This window comes from Parashewanella sp. 2304DJ23-3 (genome assembly GCF_056591695.1).
On the sequence record NZ_JBWQOH010000009.1, the window covers coordinates 82,731 to 99,077 of the forward strand.

The 16,347-nt window shown below is 39.8% G+C and carries 7 protein-coding genes; 3 read left to right on the forward strand and 4 right to left on the reverse strand.

Annotated elements, in window-relative coordinates; translation table 11 throughout:
• The first annotated feature begins 213 nt into the window (after positions 1–213).
• From AC1EU2_RS15105 to AC1EU2_RS15115, 3 genes are all read left to right on the forward strand, one after another.
• Positions 214–3,588 carry a hypothetical protein gene (locus tag AC1EU2_RS15105; protein ID WP_480299115.1) on the forward strand — a complete coding sequence of 1,125 codons (3,375 nt, stop codon included), beginning with the start codon at positions 214–216 and terminating at the stop codon, positions 3,586–3,588.
• Between the two features lie 63 nt (positions 3,589–3,651).
• Positions 3,652–4,482: a hypothetical protein gene (locus AC1EU2_RS15110; protein WP_480299116.1), complete on the forward strand. Its 831-nt coding sequence runs from the start codon at positions 3,652–3,654 to the stop codon at positions 4,480–4,482.
• Between the two features lie 42 nt (positions 4,483–4,524).
• Entirely contained in the window at positions 4,525–6,972 is a 2,448-nt protein-coding gene (locus AC1EU2_RS15115; RefSeq protein ID WP_480299117.1) for a hypothetical protein, read from the forward strand.
• A gap of 19 nt (positions 6,973–6,991) precedes the next feature.
• On the opposite strand, the gene AC1EU2_RS15120 is transcribed toward AC1EU2_RS15115, so the two are convergent.
• The 4 genes from AC1EU2_RS15120 to recC form a co-directional block, all read right to left on the reverse strand.
• Complete coding sequence (locus AC1EU2_RS15120; RefSeq protein WP_480299118.1) at positions 6,992–7,309, reverse strand: hypothetical protein; 318 nt, start codon at positions 7,307–7,309, stop codon at positions 6,992–6,994.
• Between the two features lie 79 nt (positions 7,310–7,388).
• Entirely contained in the window at positions 7,389–9,362 is a 1,974-nt protein-coding gene (gene recD / locus AC1EU2_RS15125) for an exodeoxyribonuclease V subunit alpha (protein ID WP_480299119.1), read from the reverse strand.
• On the reverse strand, positions 9,359–12,934 hold the full coding sequence (gene recB / locus AC1EU2_RS15130; protein ID WP_480299120.1) for an exodeoxyribonuclease V subunit beta: 3,576 nt from the start codon (positions 12,932–12,934) through the stop codon (positions 9,359–9,361). The genes recD and recB overlap by 4 nt, the downstream gene beginning before the upstream one ends.
• A complete protein-coding gene (gene recC / locus AC1EU2_RS15135) occupies positions 12,931–16,320 on the reverse strand; it encodes an exodeoxyribonuclease V subunit gamma (RefSeq protein WP_480299121.1) in 3,390 nt (1,129 codons plus the stop codon). The genes recB and recC overlap by 4 nt, the downstream gene beginning before the upstream one ends.
• Between the last annotated feature and the right edge of the window lie 27 nt (positions 16,321–16,347).

The following is a 16,347-nucleotide window of genomic DNA, read 5'->3' on the forward strand; positions in this document are numbered from 1 at the left end:
CCTGTCCTTATAATTAAAAATTTTATTCATGTTAGGGGGCTATGAGCATTGAAGCAAGTTAAGTTGACGTAAATTAAAGTACTCAATTAGTAAGGGATGTTTAATCTACAGAGCTTAAAGAGAATTATTCTTTAATGAACAACGTTTAACAGTGTTTAGCTGCTTTTAGAGATATAATTTTAACTAGATATTTATAGTTAAAAAGGGGGACATATGCCAAATCCAGTTGGTGCAAGCAATCTAGCTCCCCTAAGATTTGATTCAAATGAATCAGAGTGTAATAACGGATTTCAGAGAAAAACGTTTAGAACAAAAGGCTACGGATTTAAAAAGCATACTTACAGAGTTTCTTATAATCCAACTTCACATGAGTTTTTTGTCCAACGTAAAAACTGGTTTGGTTCAGGCTGGAAAGAAGAGGTAAAAATTGACTTTGAAAATGATCGCCAGCATAGAACAAGTAGATGGTTAGCAAGGACTTTTATTGCTCAGTTAAATCTTCTTGATGAGAGTCAAAAAGCAGGCGTTTTAGGGGCGGCAGATAAAACGGTCGCTAGTGAAATTATTGGTTCGATGTCAGATACACCTCAAGAGATTCCTGATGATGGTTATAGAGAACGTTCTACCGACCCCAGTTCACAAATATTAAGTTCAAAAGCTCAAAGAATAAAAGCCTTTATGGACGATGCAGCAAGCCATTCATCAACAGGTGCACATATACTGGTTGAAGATGCAGTGCCAATAATTGCGACTAAAGTCCAAAGAGGAAAACCCGAATCTCAGTTGAGTAGTTCACAAAAAGAGGGACCAACTTCCGTTCAAGGCTCGATTAATATTGGGGATTCAAACTTTATACATACTGCTCCTGTCGAGATAGAGGTTGACGACCAAGCCTATACAGAGCAGAGAGCATCTTTGCTTTCCTCTGCAAGGATGCAATCCCCTTCACCTGAAGCCTCGGGAACTTCACTTTTAGGTCATAATTCTCATATTGGTGTAATACCTGAAACTGTATCGTTAATGTCTTCCATTTCTCAACGACTTGTAGAAAAATCATTAGAAGAACAGCAATATACTGCTCAAGAAAGTCCCACATCGGAGCCTTCATATAATATTTTTAACCCGTCACAAATGTCTGGGCTCGAACTGGCTAGTCAATATCATTCATCTGAACAACATAGAACAGAAATTTTAAACACGATAAAAAGTAGTGATTCTACAGAAGTTCGAAAAGAGTTCTGGAAAAACCTAAGACCTAAATACTTCTCTGAATGTTTGAGTGAATATCAAGCTCAAGCAGGAGATTTTGATAGCTTAACTTTGGAGAGGTTAGTATTAATAGTTGATGAGTGTTCTATTCAAGCTTTCTATCAAATCATTACAAAAATGGATCCGTCTCATCTAAGTCAACAAATGGTCGCTGATTCAAAATCAGGTTTTAGTTCATGTAAGAAATTATTTTCAATGGATAAGGCTGTTATTACAACAATCCCTCAAGATCTAAAAGGTGAATTTATCATTTCATGCCTGAATGATTCAACCCCTGGAAACTATCAGCTAAAAATCGCAATGGTTTTTGATTCGGTTTATGCAGGTTGGACTCCAGAGCAACAATCCAATTTTTTAGTAAATTTATATAATCAACCAATGTGTCACCATTTCTTTGCTCGGATACCTAAAATTGAATTATCACTAATTGCGTATTTGAGAAACAATGTTCCCGAAAAAATGAGTTATCAATTATTAGCGGAAATTTGTAGTCAAGCGGGTTCTAATTGGCTCGATGCCATTGCTAATGATTCAGAGTTAGGCTTGAAACTGATTAAGGGACTTTCAACTACAAATGAACTTTCTGCTCGTCGATACATAAATAGTAACGAAAGCATTCAGCAAGCTTTGAAAAACTTAAATGCGGAAGAATTTACAGATTTTGTTGCATTAATGTCTGACAATCTTAAAAGCGAATGCTTTAAAGAGGTCGAAGTAGGTAAACGAGGTGCAATATTTGAAGAGTTTGAAATCAGGCGGTTCGGTTTAAGTCCACTTTATGGAGTAATTGGTACCTCGGAATCATTAAGACCTCGAATAGAAGCTCGGTCTGAAATCACTTCATTGGAGTCGAATGGGCCTGTAGAACAAATTAGGCAATTAATAGACGAGGGTAAATTTGAAGTTGCGATGCTTACCTTCAAAAAATTAGACATTGAAGAGCAATTACAGGTACTACTTTTTCATAATACCGATGGCCAAGCGACTATAGTATTTATCGAAGCAATTCCCGAAAGTGCTCAGCAAGTCAAATTAATTTTAAAACTAGATGAAATCAATCCTTATGTGGCTGTCCAATTACTTGCGGATGCAAGAATTGAAAATGAAGTAAGGTTTGATTGTTGGAAGGCCAGTGAGGATTTACTTGCTAAATGTGCGGAAGACCCTGCCATGAAAGATTTTGCAGATAGTTATATGTTGTCTGTTATAGCAAGTCAGCAAAATGATCTTATTCAAAAGCATAGAGATATTTCTGTACAGGCACAAGCTCCAAGGTTGCCACAAGCTAGTGCTATAGAAAATAAAGATTGTTTAACAGATATTTTGATTGTCATTAATTCAAATCGTGAAGTATCAATTACAAGCGAACAATTAAAAGACTTAAGCTATTTCGAAATACTTTCATTCTTAAAAAATGATGAAATATTTGGTGTTGGAGGACGGTTTTACGATCTAGGTACAAGTATTCAAACCATGTGGCTACAATCACTATCCAGTAAAGTCCCAAATAAGAGTGGCGCTCCAATATTAATAAATACTATTCTAAATAGACTAAATAGCGATGAGGTTACGATAGCAGTTTGGAAGAGCCAGAATATGCTCATGGAGCAAGCTGAAGAAATTTTTGGGCAAAAAACAACCGATTTAATGGTGAGGATGTTTGAAGAAATAGAAACATCATATGAACCTATTATGGGAGCCACTGAAAGCGCTCGAGCTCTGCCACAGGCATCTCCAGTTCAAAGAGCAAGAGAACTAAAAGTTACAATACCAGATGGATATGAAAGGCACACAACGTATGGTGATGGGTCTTGCTTCTTTAGGGGGGTACTAGCGATTAGAACAAAAGACAAAACATGGTTATCAAATCAAAAATCTTCCGTTGAGATCTATCATAAACTTAAGGAAGAAAGAATTTTCGATAACATAAAAGTAGCAATTAGGACTGCTCTAAAGGGCTGTGAAAATCAAGCCAGTTTCTTAATTGTTATAGCGGCAAAAGAAGGAAAAGATTTTAGTTTGGATAGTGCTGCCGAATTGATTTTAGAGAAATGTGTTACTGAAAGTGGGTTTAATTTGTTTGAGGAGCAAGGTTTAGAGAAAGCGTGTCGAGAGTATCAGCTTGATGGCGACGAGCAAGCTGACAAAAAAATGTTGTTTAGTTATTTACCAGATAGAATCGGTAATGCACTCTATATACAATTTGGCATTCCAAGTACGTCAGAAGAAGCAGAACTACGTCAGGTCCCCTTTTTGGTCAAACCAAAAGAAGACCATGTAGAGTTAGCCGCTCCAATAGGTTATTTTGACGTTAACTAACTTTAATTGGTACTTATTCAACGCTTCACTGAGAATATAACTACTTTATAAGTAATTCAGGTGATGTGGTGGTTAAAAATAGCAAGTGAAGTCAATTCAGGTATAACGATTCCTGCGCTTGCAGCGCTTTTTGATGCTCCAGCCCCTCTAAAAAACAAAGTTCATTTCAAAGCCCAAGTTAGTTTTTCTCAAAATAATTCTAAATGTTATGAATTTGGCGTTGATGAAAAGGGCATTTCAGTAAAAATTGGTCGGTTCATGAGTGAAATGCTACGCCTAGGAGATAAAAAATTACAGGGCTATTCTGATGAAAATGAGTGCTTGAAAGAGCTCATTGCTTGTGACGAGTTATCTACAGAACTAGCGGTGTCAACGCTAAGCGCTGTAAGTAATAAAGATTTTTTAGATGTCTACAAGCAAATAAGAGCTAAATCGCCTGAACGAGCAAAGCAGATTTTGCGACACATGGATGAAAATCGATTATTGAGTTTGCTCAAGTCTTCAAACTCTAAAGATATTACCTTTTACATTCGAGAATTACTCTTTCCATCTGAGCAGAATTTACAGGCTCAAAATGAAGAAAAAGAGGGAGCTACACCTTCAGGCTCAGTAATTAATTCTAACCCAAAAGTCACTACCCCTGAAGCGTTAGAGAGGATGCTTAATGGGGATCCTGAAAGTGGGAGATGGTTATGCAATGAAATACAAGATGAAGAAATTTTAGGGCAATTAGTAATAGGTTTGACCCCGTCGACTCAAGCAAAACTGCTTCCTCTTGTACCTGTAACAAGTATCAGTAGTATTTGTAGTTTTATACCAGAGAGAGCTTATGAATTTTTGCAGCTTGCAGCACCTGAAATTGAATTAGAATCATTTGAAAGCATTGAGGCATAAACAGATAAAAGTCACGTCACCAGTGATAAAAACGAAGTAGCGATGGATTTAGTTTCACCTTCACAGTCACAAATTAAAGAGCCAGAACAAGAAAAGAAACTTACCTTGGGCATTGATGAACATCAACGGCGTATGAGTATTCTTTCCCGATGTTCTCCAAAGGCATCTGCTACGATTCTATTAGCATACTTAGAGTCGAACACTGAAGCTGTTGATAAAATATTGTCTACCAGAGTAGATTATTATGAACTATTTACTGCACTCATGTTTTTAGCATCAGAGGACCAACATAAGATACTATTTGGTTTTTTTAAAAAAGCATGCTCCGAAAATATTAAAAGGGCTTATAACGTTTTATATGGACTTCAAAAAGAAGAAGCCGGTGCGCCATTAATCAGCTTATTAAAGTGCGCAACAAAGCAAGAAGTTATTGAGCTCTTTGGGAAGAGCGAACAGTCATTATGCAGTAGATTAAATGCCCTACAAGAAAAAGGAGAGTTGTCCTCTTTTGTTATAGTTAAATCTGAACAAGAGGCTATGGATGCGGTTAGAGAGTTGAATGATAATATGATTCGTTTGATTATGAATCACATATATCCCAATGATAGACAAGTACTTTTGTGTCTACTTGAATATGATGTAGAGCAAGAGCTTCAGCAACAGCCTCAAGCGATAAAAGGCATTAGCGAGGTCTTTGTAAGAGCGCCGAGAATTGTACAAGCTGAAATCATTGAGGCCATTGGCTTCGAACTCATTTTTGAGTTAATAGAATTAGATCCTTCTAATCATTCCGGCCTTCTTTTAGAGCTTTCTCCATCTACGGCTGCAAGTATTTTAAATGATGACAGGGTCCAAGTAGAATTTATCAAACAGTTTGCATTAAATTGTTCTTTCAATACAAAGCTATGTAGCATTCTGGGTAAGGTAGATAAATCTAAGTTAATCAAATCACTCACGCCATTAAGTGAACCTCTTAATCTAGACGTTTTTTTAAAGCTAGATAAAGATATTCAGAATGAAATACTTGCTGAAATTGGCAGCGGTTCTCTGAGAGACTTTTTCTCCGAATTATTATTAAATGAAGAACATGTTCAGCTGGCTAAGTTACTTGAAGTATTAAATTTTAAAGTTTGTTTATCACTTTTAGAAAACATTGAAAATAAAACCGATTTAATCCAGATATTAGAAATTATGGATCCAGATAAAGCTACTGAAATAATGTCTGAATTATTAAGTGGAGAAATTCAATCGAAAGACAAAAGTAAACATGGCTGGATGCTTGCTCTCTCCGAGATGGATTTAGAGTCCCTAATAAAAATTACTTCTCGCTTGGATTTGAAACAAGCTGCAGCATCTTGCTATTACATGGAGTCAAAAAAACAAGCTGAGTTAATTACCCGGATAGCGGCAAGGAACCCAGATAAGGCTCTGAAATTATGGGGGCTATTACACGAACATAGCGCCGACTTAACGTCAATTATACTTGATAAAGGTTTTTATCAAATTGGTAAAATGCTGGCGGCTATGAAACTTAAAGATGCTATCAGATTATGTAAAGAGAATCATAGTAGGCACCTGTCTAAACTTCTTGATATTATAGATACGCCAAAACAAAACGAACTTTTTGATTTCATGATAACAGGGACCTCAATCGAACAAACTCAAAAATTTCTTGAGAGGGTTCAACCTGAGGTTTCTCTTAAAGTTCTTGGTCAGTTAGAACCCGAACAGCTCAAAAGTTGCATAAAAAGACTCCTTTCAAAACATCCTTTTTATGTAGAGCGAATGATGAAAGCAGCTCAATCATTTGGTTCTATTGCTAAGCTCCCTGCAGATTTGTTTTCTGTAATGACTTACTACTGCGATGCCTCTCAAAAAACTTCATTGTTTAATGCACTTAGCTTTGATGAACAGTTTGCACTTATCAGTGATGATAGCCCACGTTTAGGTGGCGATTTGTGGTTAAACTGGCTTCCTTCTGAGAGACGACAAGAAGTGTTAAAATTACTTGTAGAGGAGAAACACGTTAATGCTCTTCGTGAGATAATGAATGCTTCTACAGATACATTGCTAGTTAAGTATATCAATGAGCTGAAAGATGAAGAGTACACAGTGCTTTGTATGTGTCGTTGTATTCCAGTAGGGTTAGCAATTTTTGCGTTGCAAAAAGCGAAAGTTAGCTTTCCTGATATAAATAAAAAGCTTCTCAAATTATTAATCCAAGACGTCATTAAAAGAAAAAATGAGGCCGAACCAGAATCTGAATATTATCAAGGTGCTCGAAATGATGAAAAACTAAAAGAGGTGGTTAAAAATTTATTAGAAACATCGAGTAAAACGGCTCATGAGGCGATGTTGATGTTATTGGAACAACCTGCACACTTACAAAAAGAAATAATTGGTTGGCTTTATAACGAAAGCCTAGAGCTTCTTGAATCGATACATAAAGAAGCCAACGTCGAATCTGTTGAAGTTGCAGTTCAAGCTTAAAATAACGTTGAGATTATGGTTAGTCCTTAATCCTGTTCTTAATCGAGTCAGTAATTGCTTGCACTTGTTGCTCGCACTCTTTGCGAGCTTGACCTGATTTACTTTTACAAGAACGGCCTTTTGAACTTTCAGCAAGTAATGCCCTTGTAACTTCTAATGTGGCATCAAACTTACTGCAGCCATGCTTTTTGTTGTGCTCACTGCGTATGTCCGTCGGAGTGCGGCCATCTTCATCTGGCAGCGGTGCTGCAGTACATGATGATTTAGGTAGATAGTTACTTGAACATGCAGAAATAAAAAGCAGTAGCCCGATTGTTGTTATTTTTTTGACTAACATAAAAATCCCTTTAAATTGAAACTCATACCATGGAGTTATGAGTTTCAATTCCAACATAAGTTCAATCAGTTGTATACCCTTACCAAAGTTTCTCCGCCAATCCAGAAGCACGTTTTGTTGGGTTACCGGAACAGTGCTCAAATACTTGCCGAGTACCTAAGCATACAAAATGTGATTTAGCACGAGTAACCGCTGTGTAGAGAAGCTCCTTAGTTAATAATTGCCATTGTGCGGGGGTAGGCTTTGGTTGCATCACAAAGGCCACTCGATCAAATTCACTGCCTTGGCTTTTGTGGACGGTCATCGCAAAACATGTTTCATGAGTCGGTAAACGTGCGGGTAAAACTTTCAATACTGAGCCATCAGCTTGAACAAAGTGAGCCATTAAGCGATCTGGCTTGGCTGAGTCTTGCAAAATAATGCCGATATCACCGTTAAATAAACCAAGGTTATAGTCATTGGCTTGAATGATGATAGGCCGGCCTAAGTAAAATTCATGTTTGGCATCGATTAACTTACGTTTCGTTAGAATATCGGCAACTTGTTTATTGATGCCCTCCACACCGTAGTGACCTGAGCGTGTGGCGCAAAGTAAGCGATACTCGTTGAACTTCTCTATCACTTCAATGGCAGTTTGATCACCATCATTCATGCCAACTGAATAAGCAACGGATAACTGCTCGATCATTTGTAGGTATGGGCGATAATACTCGACCGACTGATTGACCAAGGTGACTAAGCCAATATTCTCTTGTAGGTTAGCGGATATTACACCGTGTCCGAGCCATGAAAGCTCGTCATATTGCTTTTGCCAAATACCCAAAATATCGTTAATTACGCCGTGATTTACCGCTTCAGCCAGCTTACCAATACCTGCATCACCTTTAAATCGATGGCTGTGGCGGAGCATGCACAAGCTGTCACCAAAGCGAGAGTTTTCATCGATGAACTGTGATAAATCCGTTTGTGTCAGTTCAGACAATACCTGTGCTTGCTGTTTTGAATAACGCATGCTCATTGGGTCGTTAGCAAAGTTTTCTTCTGCTAAACCTGCACATATGTCTGCAAGTACCGCACCTGCTTCGACTGAGGCGAGCTGATCTTGATCTCCGAGCAAAATCAATCTGGCATTACTTGGCAGAGCAGACAGCACTTTGTGCATCATCGGCAAATCGACCATTGAGGCTTCATCAATAATCAATAAATCCAAGCGTAAAGGGTTATCCTTGTTATGGCGGAATTTATTTGAGTTAGGAATGACGCCAAGCAGACGATGAATGGTCGATGCATCCTCTGGAATACGATCAACAGCGGAAATATCAATGTCGTTTTGATGCGGTAATAAATGACCGCGCAAGCGAACTTTTGAAGCTTTAATGGACTCAGTTAATCGCGCTGCTGCTTTACCCGTAGGAGCCACAAGCTTGATGTTTAAATCATTATGTAGCTGCATTACATATAAGAGTTTGGTTACGGTTGTTGTTTTGCCCGTCCCCGGACCACCCGTAATGACCGATAATTTTCGTGTTAACGCTGTAGCTGCGGCTACTTTTTGCCAATCGACTTTATCATCAAGCTTTGGGAAAACGATCTCCAATTCTTTAGCAATTTGCGCATTATCTAGTTCAAACTTGTTCTGTGAGAGCTTGGTGAGTGTGTCAGCGACTTGAAGCTCAAACTGATGGTAACGTTGTAAATACAAACGGGTGCCATCAATGACGATTGGAGTGTGGCAAGGCTGACCCTCTTGATACAAGCTGATGGCGGGGAAATTAAGCAACTCTTCGATAAGCTCAACATCGTTGCAATTCAAGTTGCAGAGTCTCGGCGACTCTTCCATTGGGTTACCGTAATCAAGGTGATGTAACGCTAAGCAACTGTGCTGATTAGACAACTGTTTACTCAAGAGTGCACAAATAAACAAAAACAAAGGGGAGTCAATGTTGTGCATCCTTGCCATTTCTAACGCAAAATGTCTATCAAGCGGTGTGAGTGTACCGTGATGTTCCCAAATTTTTAGAAGCTCTGTCATTGGCTTATTGGAATAAATCATGATGCTTGCTCCTGAGCATTGCTAATAACGTCTCCCGAAAACAGTCTGTCGAGTCGCTCGATTAAGGCTTTTGGCGGCTTATCAAAATAAACCCCTTTGGTTGTGTGGTTCACCGACATGCCTCGTAAAAATAAGTAATAACAACCACCAAAGTGCGTATCGTAGTCGTAATTTGGTAAACGGTTTTTTAAGAAACGATGTAATGCTAATGAGTACAGGATATATTGCAGATCATAGCGATGATCCATCATGGCTAAGATTAAGTGCTTGAACTCATAGCACTCAAAGTCTTCACCTAAGTGGTTCGACTTATAGTCGGCAATATAGAATTTTCCATCGTGTTCGAAGGTTAAATCGATAAAACCTTTTAGCATGCCTTGTAGCGACTCAAAATCTAAATTGATACCGTAACCAAAATCTTCTAGAGTTTGATTTAAATCTTCTGCTGTGAGCCTTTCAATCGGGAGATAAAACTCCATTTCTACCAAGCGCTTTTCTGGTTTTATAATCCCTAAACTCAACCCTTCTCTGCTCATTGGTGCAGCTAACAAATCGAGATACCATTCTAATAAGATCTGGTACCACTCTTCGTCAATTCCATATTGACTCATGGCTTCTGGTAGGTGTTTTTCTAGGTCCGGTAATGGATTGGTGAAGTCGATAAGTTCTAATACTAAGTGTAAGAAACTACCTGCATTCGCACCTTTTTCGAAGTTAAACCTATCTTGTCTTTGATATGGGTCGACTTCCTCGTGATGAATCACGTCAGCAAAAGCTTCTGTAACGTCAGTACCTTCATCATCGGCGCCCGGATGATGGTTGGCATGAGCTAAGTTTTTCACCAGTCCAGAATAACTCCCCACACGCCAAGGTGTATCGATGATTCTACAAAGCGGTTTTGGTGCCAGCTCTAAACCTTCTGTTTGAGGCTGAATCAATGGTTTATTATCAATAGCTGCGGATTGAATTTCTGCGCTTGAAATGGATTCACACGCTAAACTAGCGGCTGCCTCTTGAATACGAGCAAAATCACAATCTTTCGAATCAATGCCTAACAGATAACCAATCGCAGTTTCGTGTAACTGGCTGGCCAGACCGCTGCGTTTGGTAAAGCGACTGTGATTTGCTACACCAAGGTAACAGCGATAGATTGGGCGGGTAAGTGCCACATAAAGTAAGCGTAAATCTTCGGCTAATACTTCTTTTTTCTGCTTATCCCAACCTTCATCGGTTTGCTCAACATCCCAAACTAATGCATTGTCCTGATGATAAAGCATAGGAGAAGGACGTCGACGGTTATCTCTGGCCAAACTTACAAATGGAATAAAGCAAATTGGGTATTCTAAGCCTTTACTTTTATGGATAGTGACAATTTGAACTAGATTCTGCTCGCTTTCTAAACGCAACTGTTGATCTTCGCCCGATGCAGAAGCAATGAGCTGCTGCTCAAACCAAGAAAGTAGGGCGCTGATACCATCTAACTCAGTTGATTTTTGCTGGAGTAATTCAGCAAGGTGCCTGAAATCAGTTAAACGTCTTTCGCCATCATCGTCATTTAATAGACGCGAGATAAGCTGAGTTTTTGCTGCCATATTCAGCAACGCAGGCATTACGCCACGTTGCTGCCACTGAGCGCTTAACGCATCAAATAAATCTAAAATGAGCTGGCGCTGATTTTCGTCATAATTGAATTGATGAATTTGCTCAGCCGTATACCCCAGCAGTTTGGTTGCCAATGCACTTCTGAGTAAACGTTCATTTTTAGGTTCAGCAAGGCTGCGTAAAATGATGGCTAACTCAACGGCTTCATTTGAATGATAAACGCTGTCTCGGCTTAAGAATACGGCACCGACTTTACGGTCTGCTAATGACTGCTTGATGATGGCCGCTTCGTTTCTATCACGTACTAATACGGCAATGTCTTTGGCTTGTATCGCTTCGCCTGAAATCAATGCTGTATCAGCTTGCCCTTCATTTAATAGGCGAACAATTTCAGCGGCAGCATCTTCAGCAAGGAGCTTTCTTGCTGTCGCTTTGTTTAAGCCTTTTTCTGGTTCTTCGCTGAGTAATCGCAAACGCAAAGCGCTTTCATCGTTTAAGGAATCTTTAATGATTTTTTGTTTGGCAGCGTTAGGAGTGTCTACTTTTTCAAAGGGAATTGCTTCACTGATAAAGGGATCGTCCTTAGCGAGAAACAGCTCGTTTACACCATCAACCATTGATTCGCTGGACCGCCAGTTACGACCTAAAAAATAGTGGTCGTTGGTTTGTTCTCTAGCCTGTAAATAGGTATGTATATCAGCACCACGGAAAGCATAAATCGCTTGTTTTGGGTCACCGATCATCAATAGTCCTGATGCATCCGTTGCTTGATAAATGGTCGAGAAAATCTCAAATTGCATCGGGTCGGTGTCTTGGAATTCATCGATTAATGCTACTGGGAAACGTTTTAAAATACTTGATGGTAATGTTTCGTCATTGTCTTTTAGAGCGCCCGCAAGCTTAGACAGTAAGTCATCTGGCGTAAGTACATTATGTTGAGTTTTTTGATCATCAAAACGTAGCTTAATTTCGGCCACTGCTTGTTGTAAAAATGCAGGTTTAAGCTGGCTCATTAACTCATTAATGCGCTCAATGTGAGTCAGTAGCTTAGCTTGTTTCGTCGTTTTGCAAGGTAACTCGCCGCCTTTGTTCAATTTTATATTGTCATAGGCTAACGCTTCCATCACTTTTTTCGGAGGTAAACCACGTCCATGTTTTACCCAGTTACCTATGCCTTCAAACATAGCTTGAAGCTTGGGATACTTATCCGCTTGTTTACCAAATCGTACACCGTTAAGTGGTAACGCTTTAAGCATTTCTAGTGTATCGTTATGCTTGGATGTCCACTTGGCTTTAAAGTCCGTTAGGCTTTGATTAAGTCGTTCAGAGATATGTTCAAATGTATCTGTGTCTGTCAGAACCTTAACGTTATTTGCATTTAATAGCGGGCGAATTTGTTTAAGTAAGTTCTCAGGTTCACCAAATTCTTGTTGTATGACCTGCGCCAAGGTTGAATCTAAGGTGTAACAATGCTGTCGCCAAAAATCTCGAACTGCATGATGAACGTACTCACTATCATCTAGGGTAAATTCAGTTTCGAATAAGGTCGCTGATTCAAAGGCCATATCCGACAGAATACGCTGACAAAAACCATGAATGGTGAAAATCGACGATTCATCGAGCGATTTTAATGCTAAATCTAATCGGCGCAGCGCCATCATATGCTCAGATTCATCAATGTCACTGATCAGCTGTTTGATGAAGTCATCTTCACAGGCCAAACCTAAAAACGCTTGGTAAGCAGTGCGAATTCGATTACGGATTCTGTCTCTGAGTTCTTCTGTTGCGGCATTGGTGAAGGTTACTACCAGGATTTGCTCGCAGGTTAAAGGTTTGCAACCGTGTCCCAGTAGCAGACGTAAATACAAACCTGAGATGGTGTAAGTTTTCCCGGTACCTGCACTGGCTTCAATTAACCCACGGTTTGCAAGCGGAAGTGTTAATGGGTTCAGTAGTTGTGATTGACTCATGCTAGTACCTCCGCTTCAACAAAGGCTTTAAGTTCGGCAAGCGTGTCGGAGTGATAGATATTTATCATTGGATTCCAAATTTGTGTCGCAATTCGACCAAAGTCATCAGCAGAAAAATCCTCCGGGAAAGTAAATACTCGTTGATAATGTGGCTCTAAACCTTCACCTAGCTGACTTTGTTCGTCCAGCCACTGCTTTTGTGCTGCAAGCATTTTATCGTCGTGCGAGCCGTCTTCGGTGGCATAAGCGAACGAGGTTTTTGGCAGAAATTTAAATGGTTTCTTTAAGCCTGAAAGGTAGTGATTAACGAGTACTTCGAGCTGTGTTTTAGCGTCATCTTTTTTCATGGGGGCTAGGGCATGATAGTGGCCGATATCCAACAAAAAGCTGTGCTTTTTAGTTCCCATGGCATTGATGGCGAGATGTCGAATGTAGTGACGAATAAAGTCACGCCCATGAGCACGGCCCGGACGCACGCCAATTAACCCTTTTGGACTGACATCATCAATACGGCCAACTAATTTGATGCCAGAATCTAGGGTTAAATCGATATCTTTAGTCGTTGCTTGAGTTTCACCTTTTAGATAAATCGCTCGGCCTATGATCGGTGCAATGTCATGTTGATATTGGTCAATGAGAAGTTGGTCAAATGGGGCTACTGGCAGTTCGCCTGTGGCCTTGAGTTGTGCCGTCATACCATCATCGATATCTTCAACGCCATTATCTATTGCGGTTTTTATCAATGTATCTTGTAGTAGATAACGCTCAAGAGCATTGAGTTTAAACGGCTCATCATTTTCATCTTCTTGAACATGCAAACTTAAATCTAGGTTCAAGCTACGATTAAAGAAATTCTGAGCCGGATTGCGGTAAAAACGTACTAGCGCAGAAATATCGATTTCAGCTAGATCGTCATTGTCGTTTTCAATGCTGGTGGACACAGAGCAGAAAGGCTTTGAATCTTGTTTGTTTATTGGTGGGCACCACTGTTCGTCATAGCTTTGTATGTGTTTACTGCGTACGGCGAATTGATACAGTTTTTCATCAAATGGCTGTAGTGGCTGTATTTTGAAGAGATCGGATTTTATAGAGCGACCATCCGCAGCCTGATAGCAAAGCTCGCAGTACTCCATCAGCTCCGAGATTAACATTGATGGAATGCGTTCGCTGTTATCTCGTTCGCTGGCGCCAATATAGCTGATGTACAGCTGTTGCCTCGCTGAGAGTAAAGCCTCCAAGAACAAGTACCTGTCATCCAGACGGCGAGAGCGATCACCTTTGCGAGCACCAAATTGCGCCATTAAATCAAAACCAATTGGATGCTGGTTACGCGGGTAAACGCCATCGTTCATACCCAATAAACAAACATATTTAAATGGAATTGAACGCATTGGCATCAAGGTACAAAAGTTCAGGCTACCAGCTAAGTAACGTTGTCCCACTTTGGATTCGGTTAGGCTGGATGTAAACCAGTTTTGAAGCACTTGAACGGGCAGAGCCTCATAAAAACTTGCATCAGTGAGTTCGATTTTAAGCTTCGCAATACTGTCTCGAATTTCTTGCAGCTGCGCTCGTTCATCATTGGTGATGGTATAGATGTCATCAACTAAACTTTCGAGTTGTTGTAAGCGTTCATTAGCGCTCGCATCTTGCGAAAAGCGTTCATGGTATTCGTCAATGGTTTCAATAAAGCTCATCAGCTTACCAAGCGCCTGAGCTTCCATACCTTCAATACCTTCGACTTTTAATGTGTCGTGATAAAGCGGACTGTCATCACTTAGAGCGTAACCCAGCAATAATCGCCTTAAGCCAAATTTCCATGAGTTATGCTCAAAGGCGGGGACGCCAATTTGTTCACGGTTTTGTTCATCACGTCCCCAGCGAATACCTGCTTCGTTTACCCAACGTTTAATGCGCTGTAATTCGTCATTATCAATATCAAAACGTCTTGCTATAGCAGGCACTTCTAAAATCGTTAAAATATCAGAAACCGCATAGCGACTGATATTTATGGTCAATAAACTTAAGAAGCTATTGACCAGTGGAGATTCTTGCGCTGCGCCCCTATCGGCAATGGCGTAAGGAATGTAATGGTCGCCTTTTTTTGATGAAAATACAGCATCAATATAAGGGGCATAGCTGGCAACATCTGGCAGCATTACTACGATGTCTTTTGGTTTTAATTCTGGGGTCGCTTCTAATTGGGATAACAGATAATCATGAAGCGTTTCTAATTCTCTTAATGGACTGTGGCAGCTTACCAGTTGAATCGAATTATCATTTTTAGCTAACACTCGACGTTGTTCTGGATTCTGATACAAATTGGCATCAGGACCTAATGGTTCACCTAAGGTTTCCATTTCTAGAATATCGTGTTGAATTCCATGAAGTAGTTTTGGTTTTACCTCGTTTAATGGGCTGAAATAGTCTTCATGATCAAGGTTAATGTGTGCTTCAGGTAAGGCGAGAATAAGATCTAATAGTTCACGACCCATTTTACCGTTGTTGGCCAGAATGGGGTTGCCGACTTCAAGCTTATCTTCCCAATGTTCAGCAAGCTGTTGTTTTTCAGAGAACTTCACCGCCATTCGAGCTCGTAATTTAGGGTCAAGAATGTCTCCCCAATAATGTTGGCAAGGGCTGAGGTTAAACATATAAACATCAACGCTTTGAGATAGGTGATATAAAATCTCAAGTAATTGCGGGGGCATGGATGAAATACCGAATACAAATAATCGGTTAGGAATATTTGCTGGTGCAGACTGCAAGTTAGAAAGTGATGTTAATAAGTTTTGATGTAGATTCGCTCTGTGATAATGGCTTTGTTCAAGTACTTGATCGTTAAACTCAATAAGTTGGCGCCATAAAATGGGTTGCCATGCCTGTTCATCGCTGAGTTTGATTGGCACTTCATTTTGTTCCCACTCTAAAATCCAGTCAGGGCGATATACCAAATATTGATCGAAGATATCCGCAATACGGTTACACAGTTGATAGCTTCTAACTGAGGCTGCGGTTTCACCTTCGATAGATTTCTCTAAGTAGGCTTTTAATGGGGTGAACTCAGGTAAACCAATTAAGTTTGGCAGCAGAGTCATCAACTTCCAAGTCATCATTGCTTTAGTAAATGCGTTTTCTTTAGGCACATTTGGCAATAAGTCATGACAAAGTTGCCAAACAAAGCTCGAAGGTAATGGGAAGTCGATAGCCGCTGCAATACTGTTATGTTTAGCTACTTCTAACCGTAGCCATGTTGACATGCCTGGGCTTTGAACAAGAATTTGTTCAGGCTGCAGAATTGAGTGCCCTTGAGAAGGCGTTGATAATAACTCGGCCAATTGTTGGCTTAAGTTTTCCATCCGGTTTGATTGGATAAGATAGAACATATTTGGCTCTTTAAATTCAGCAGATAA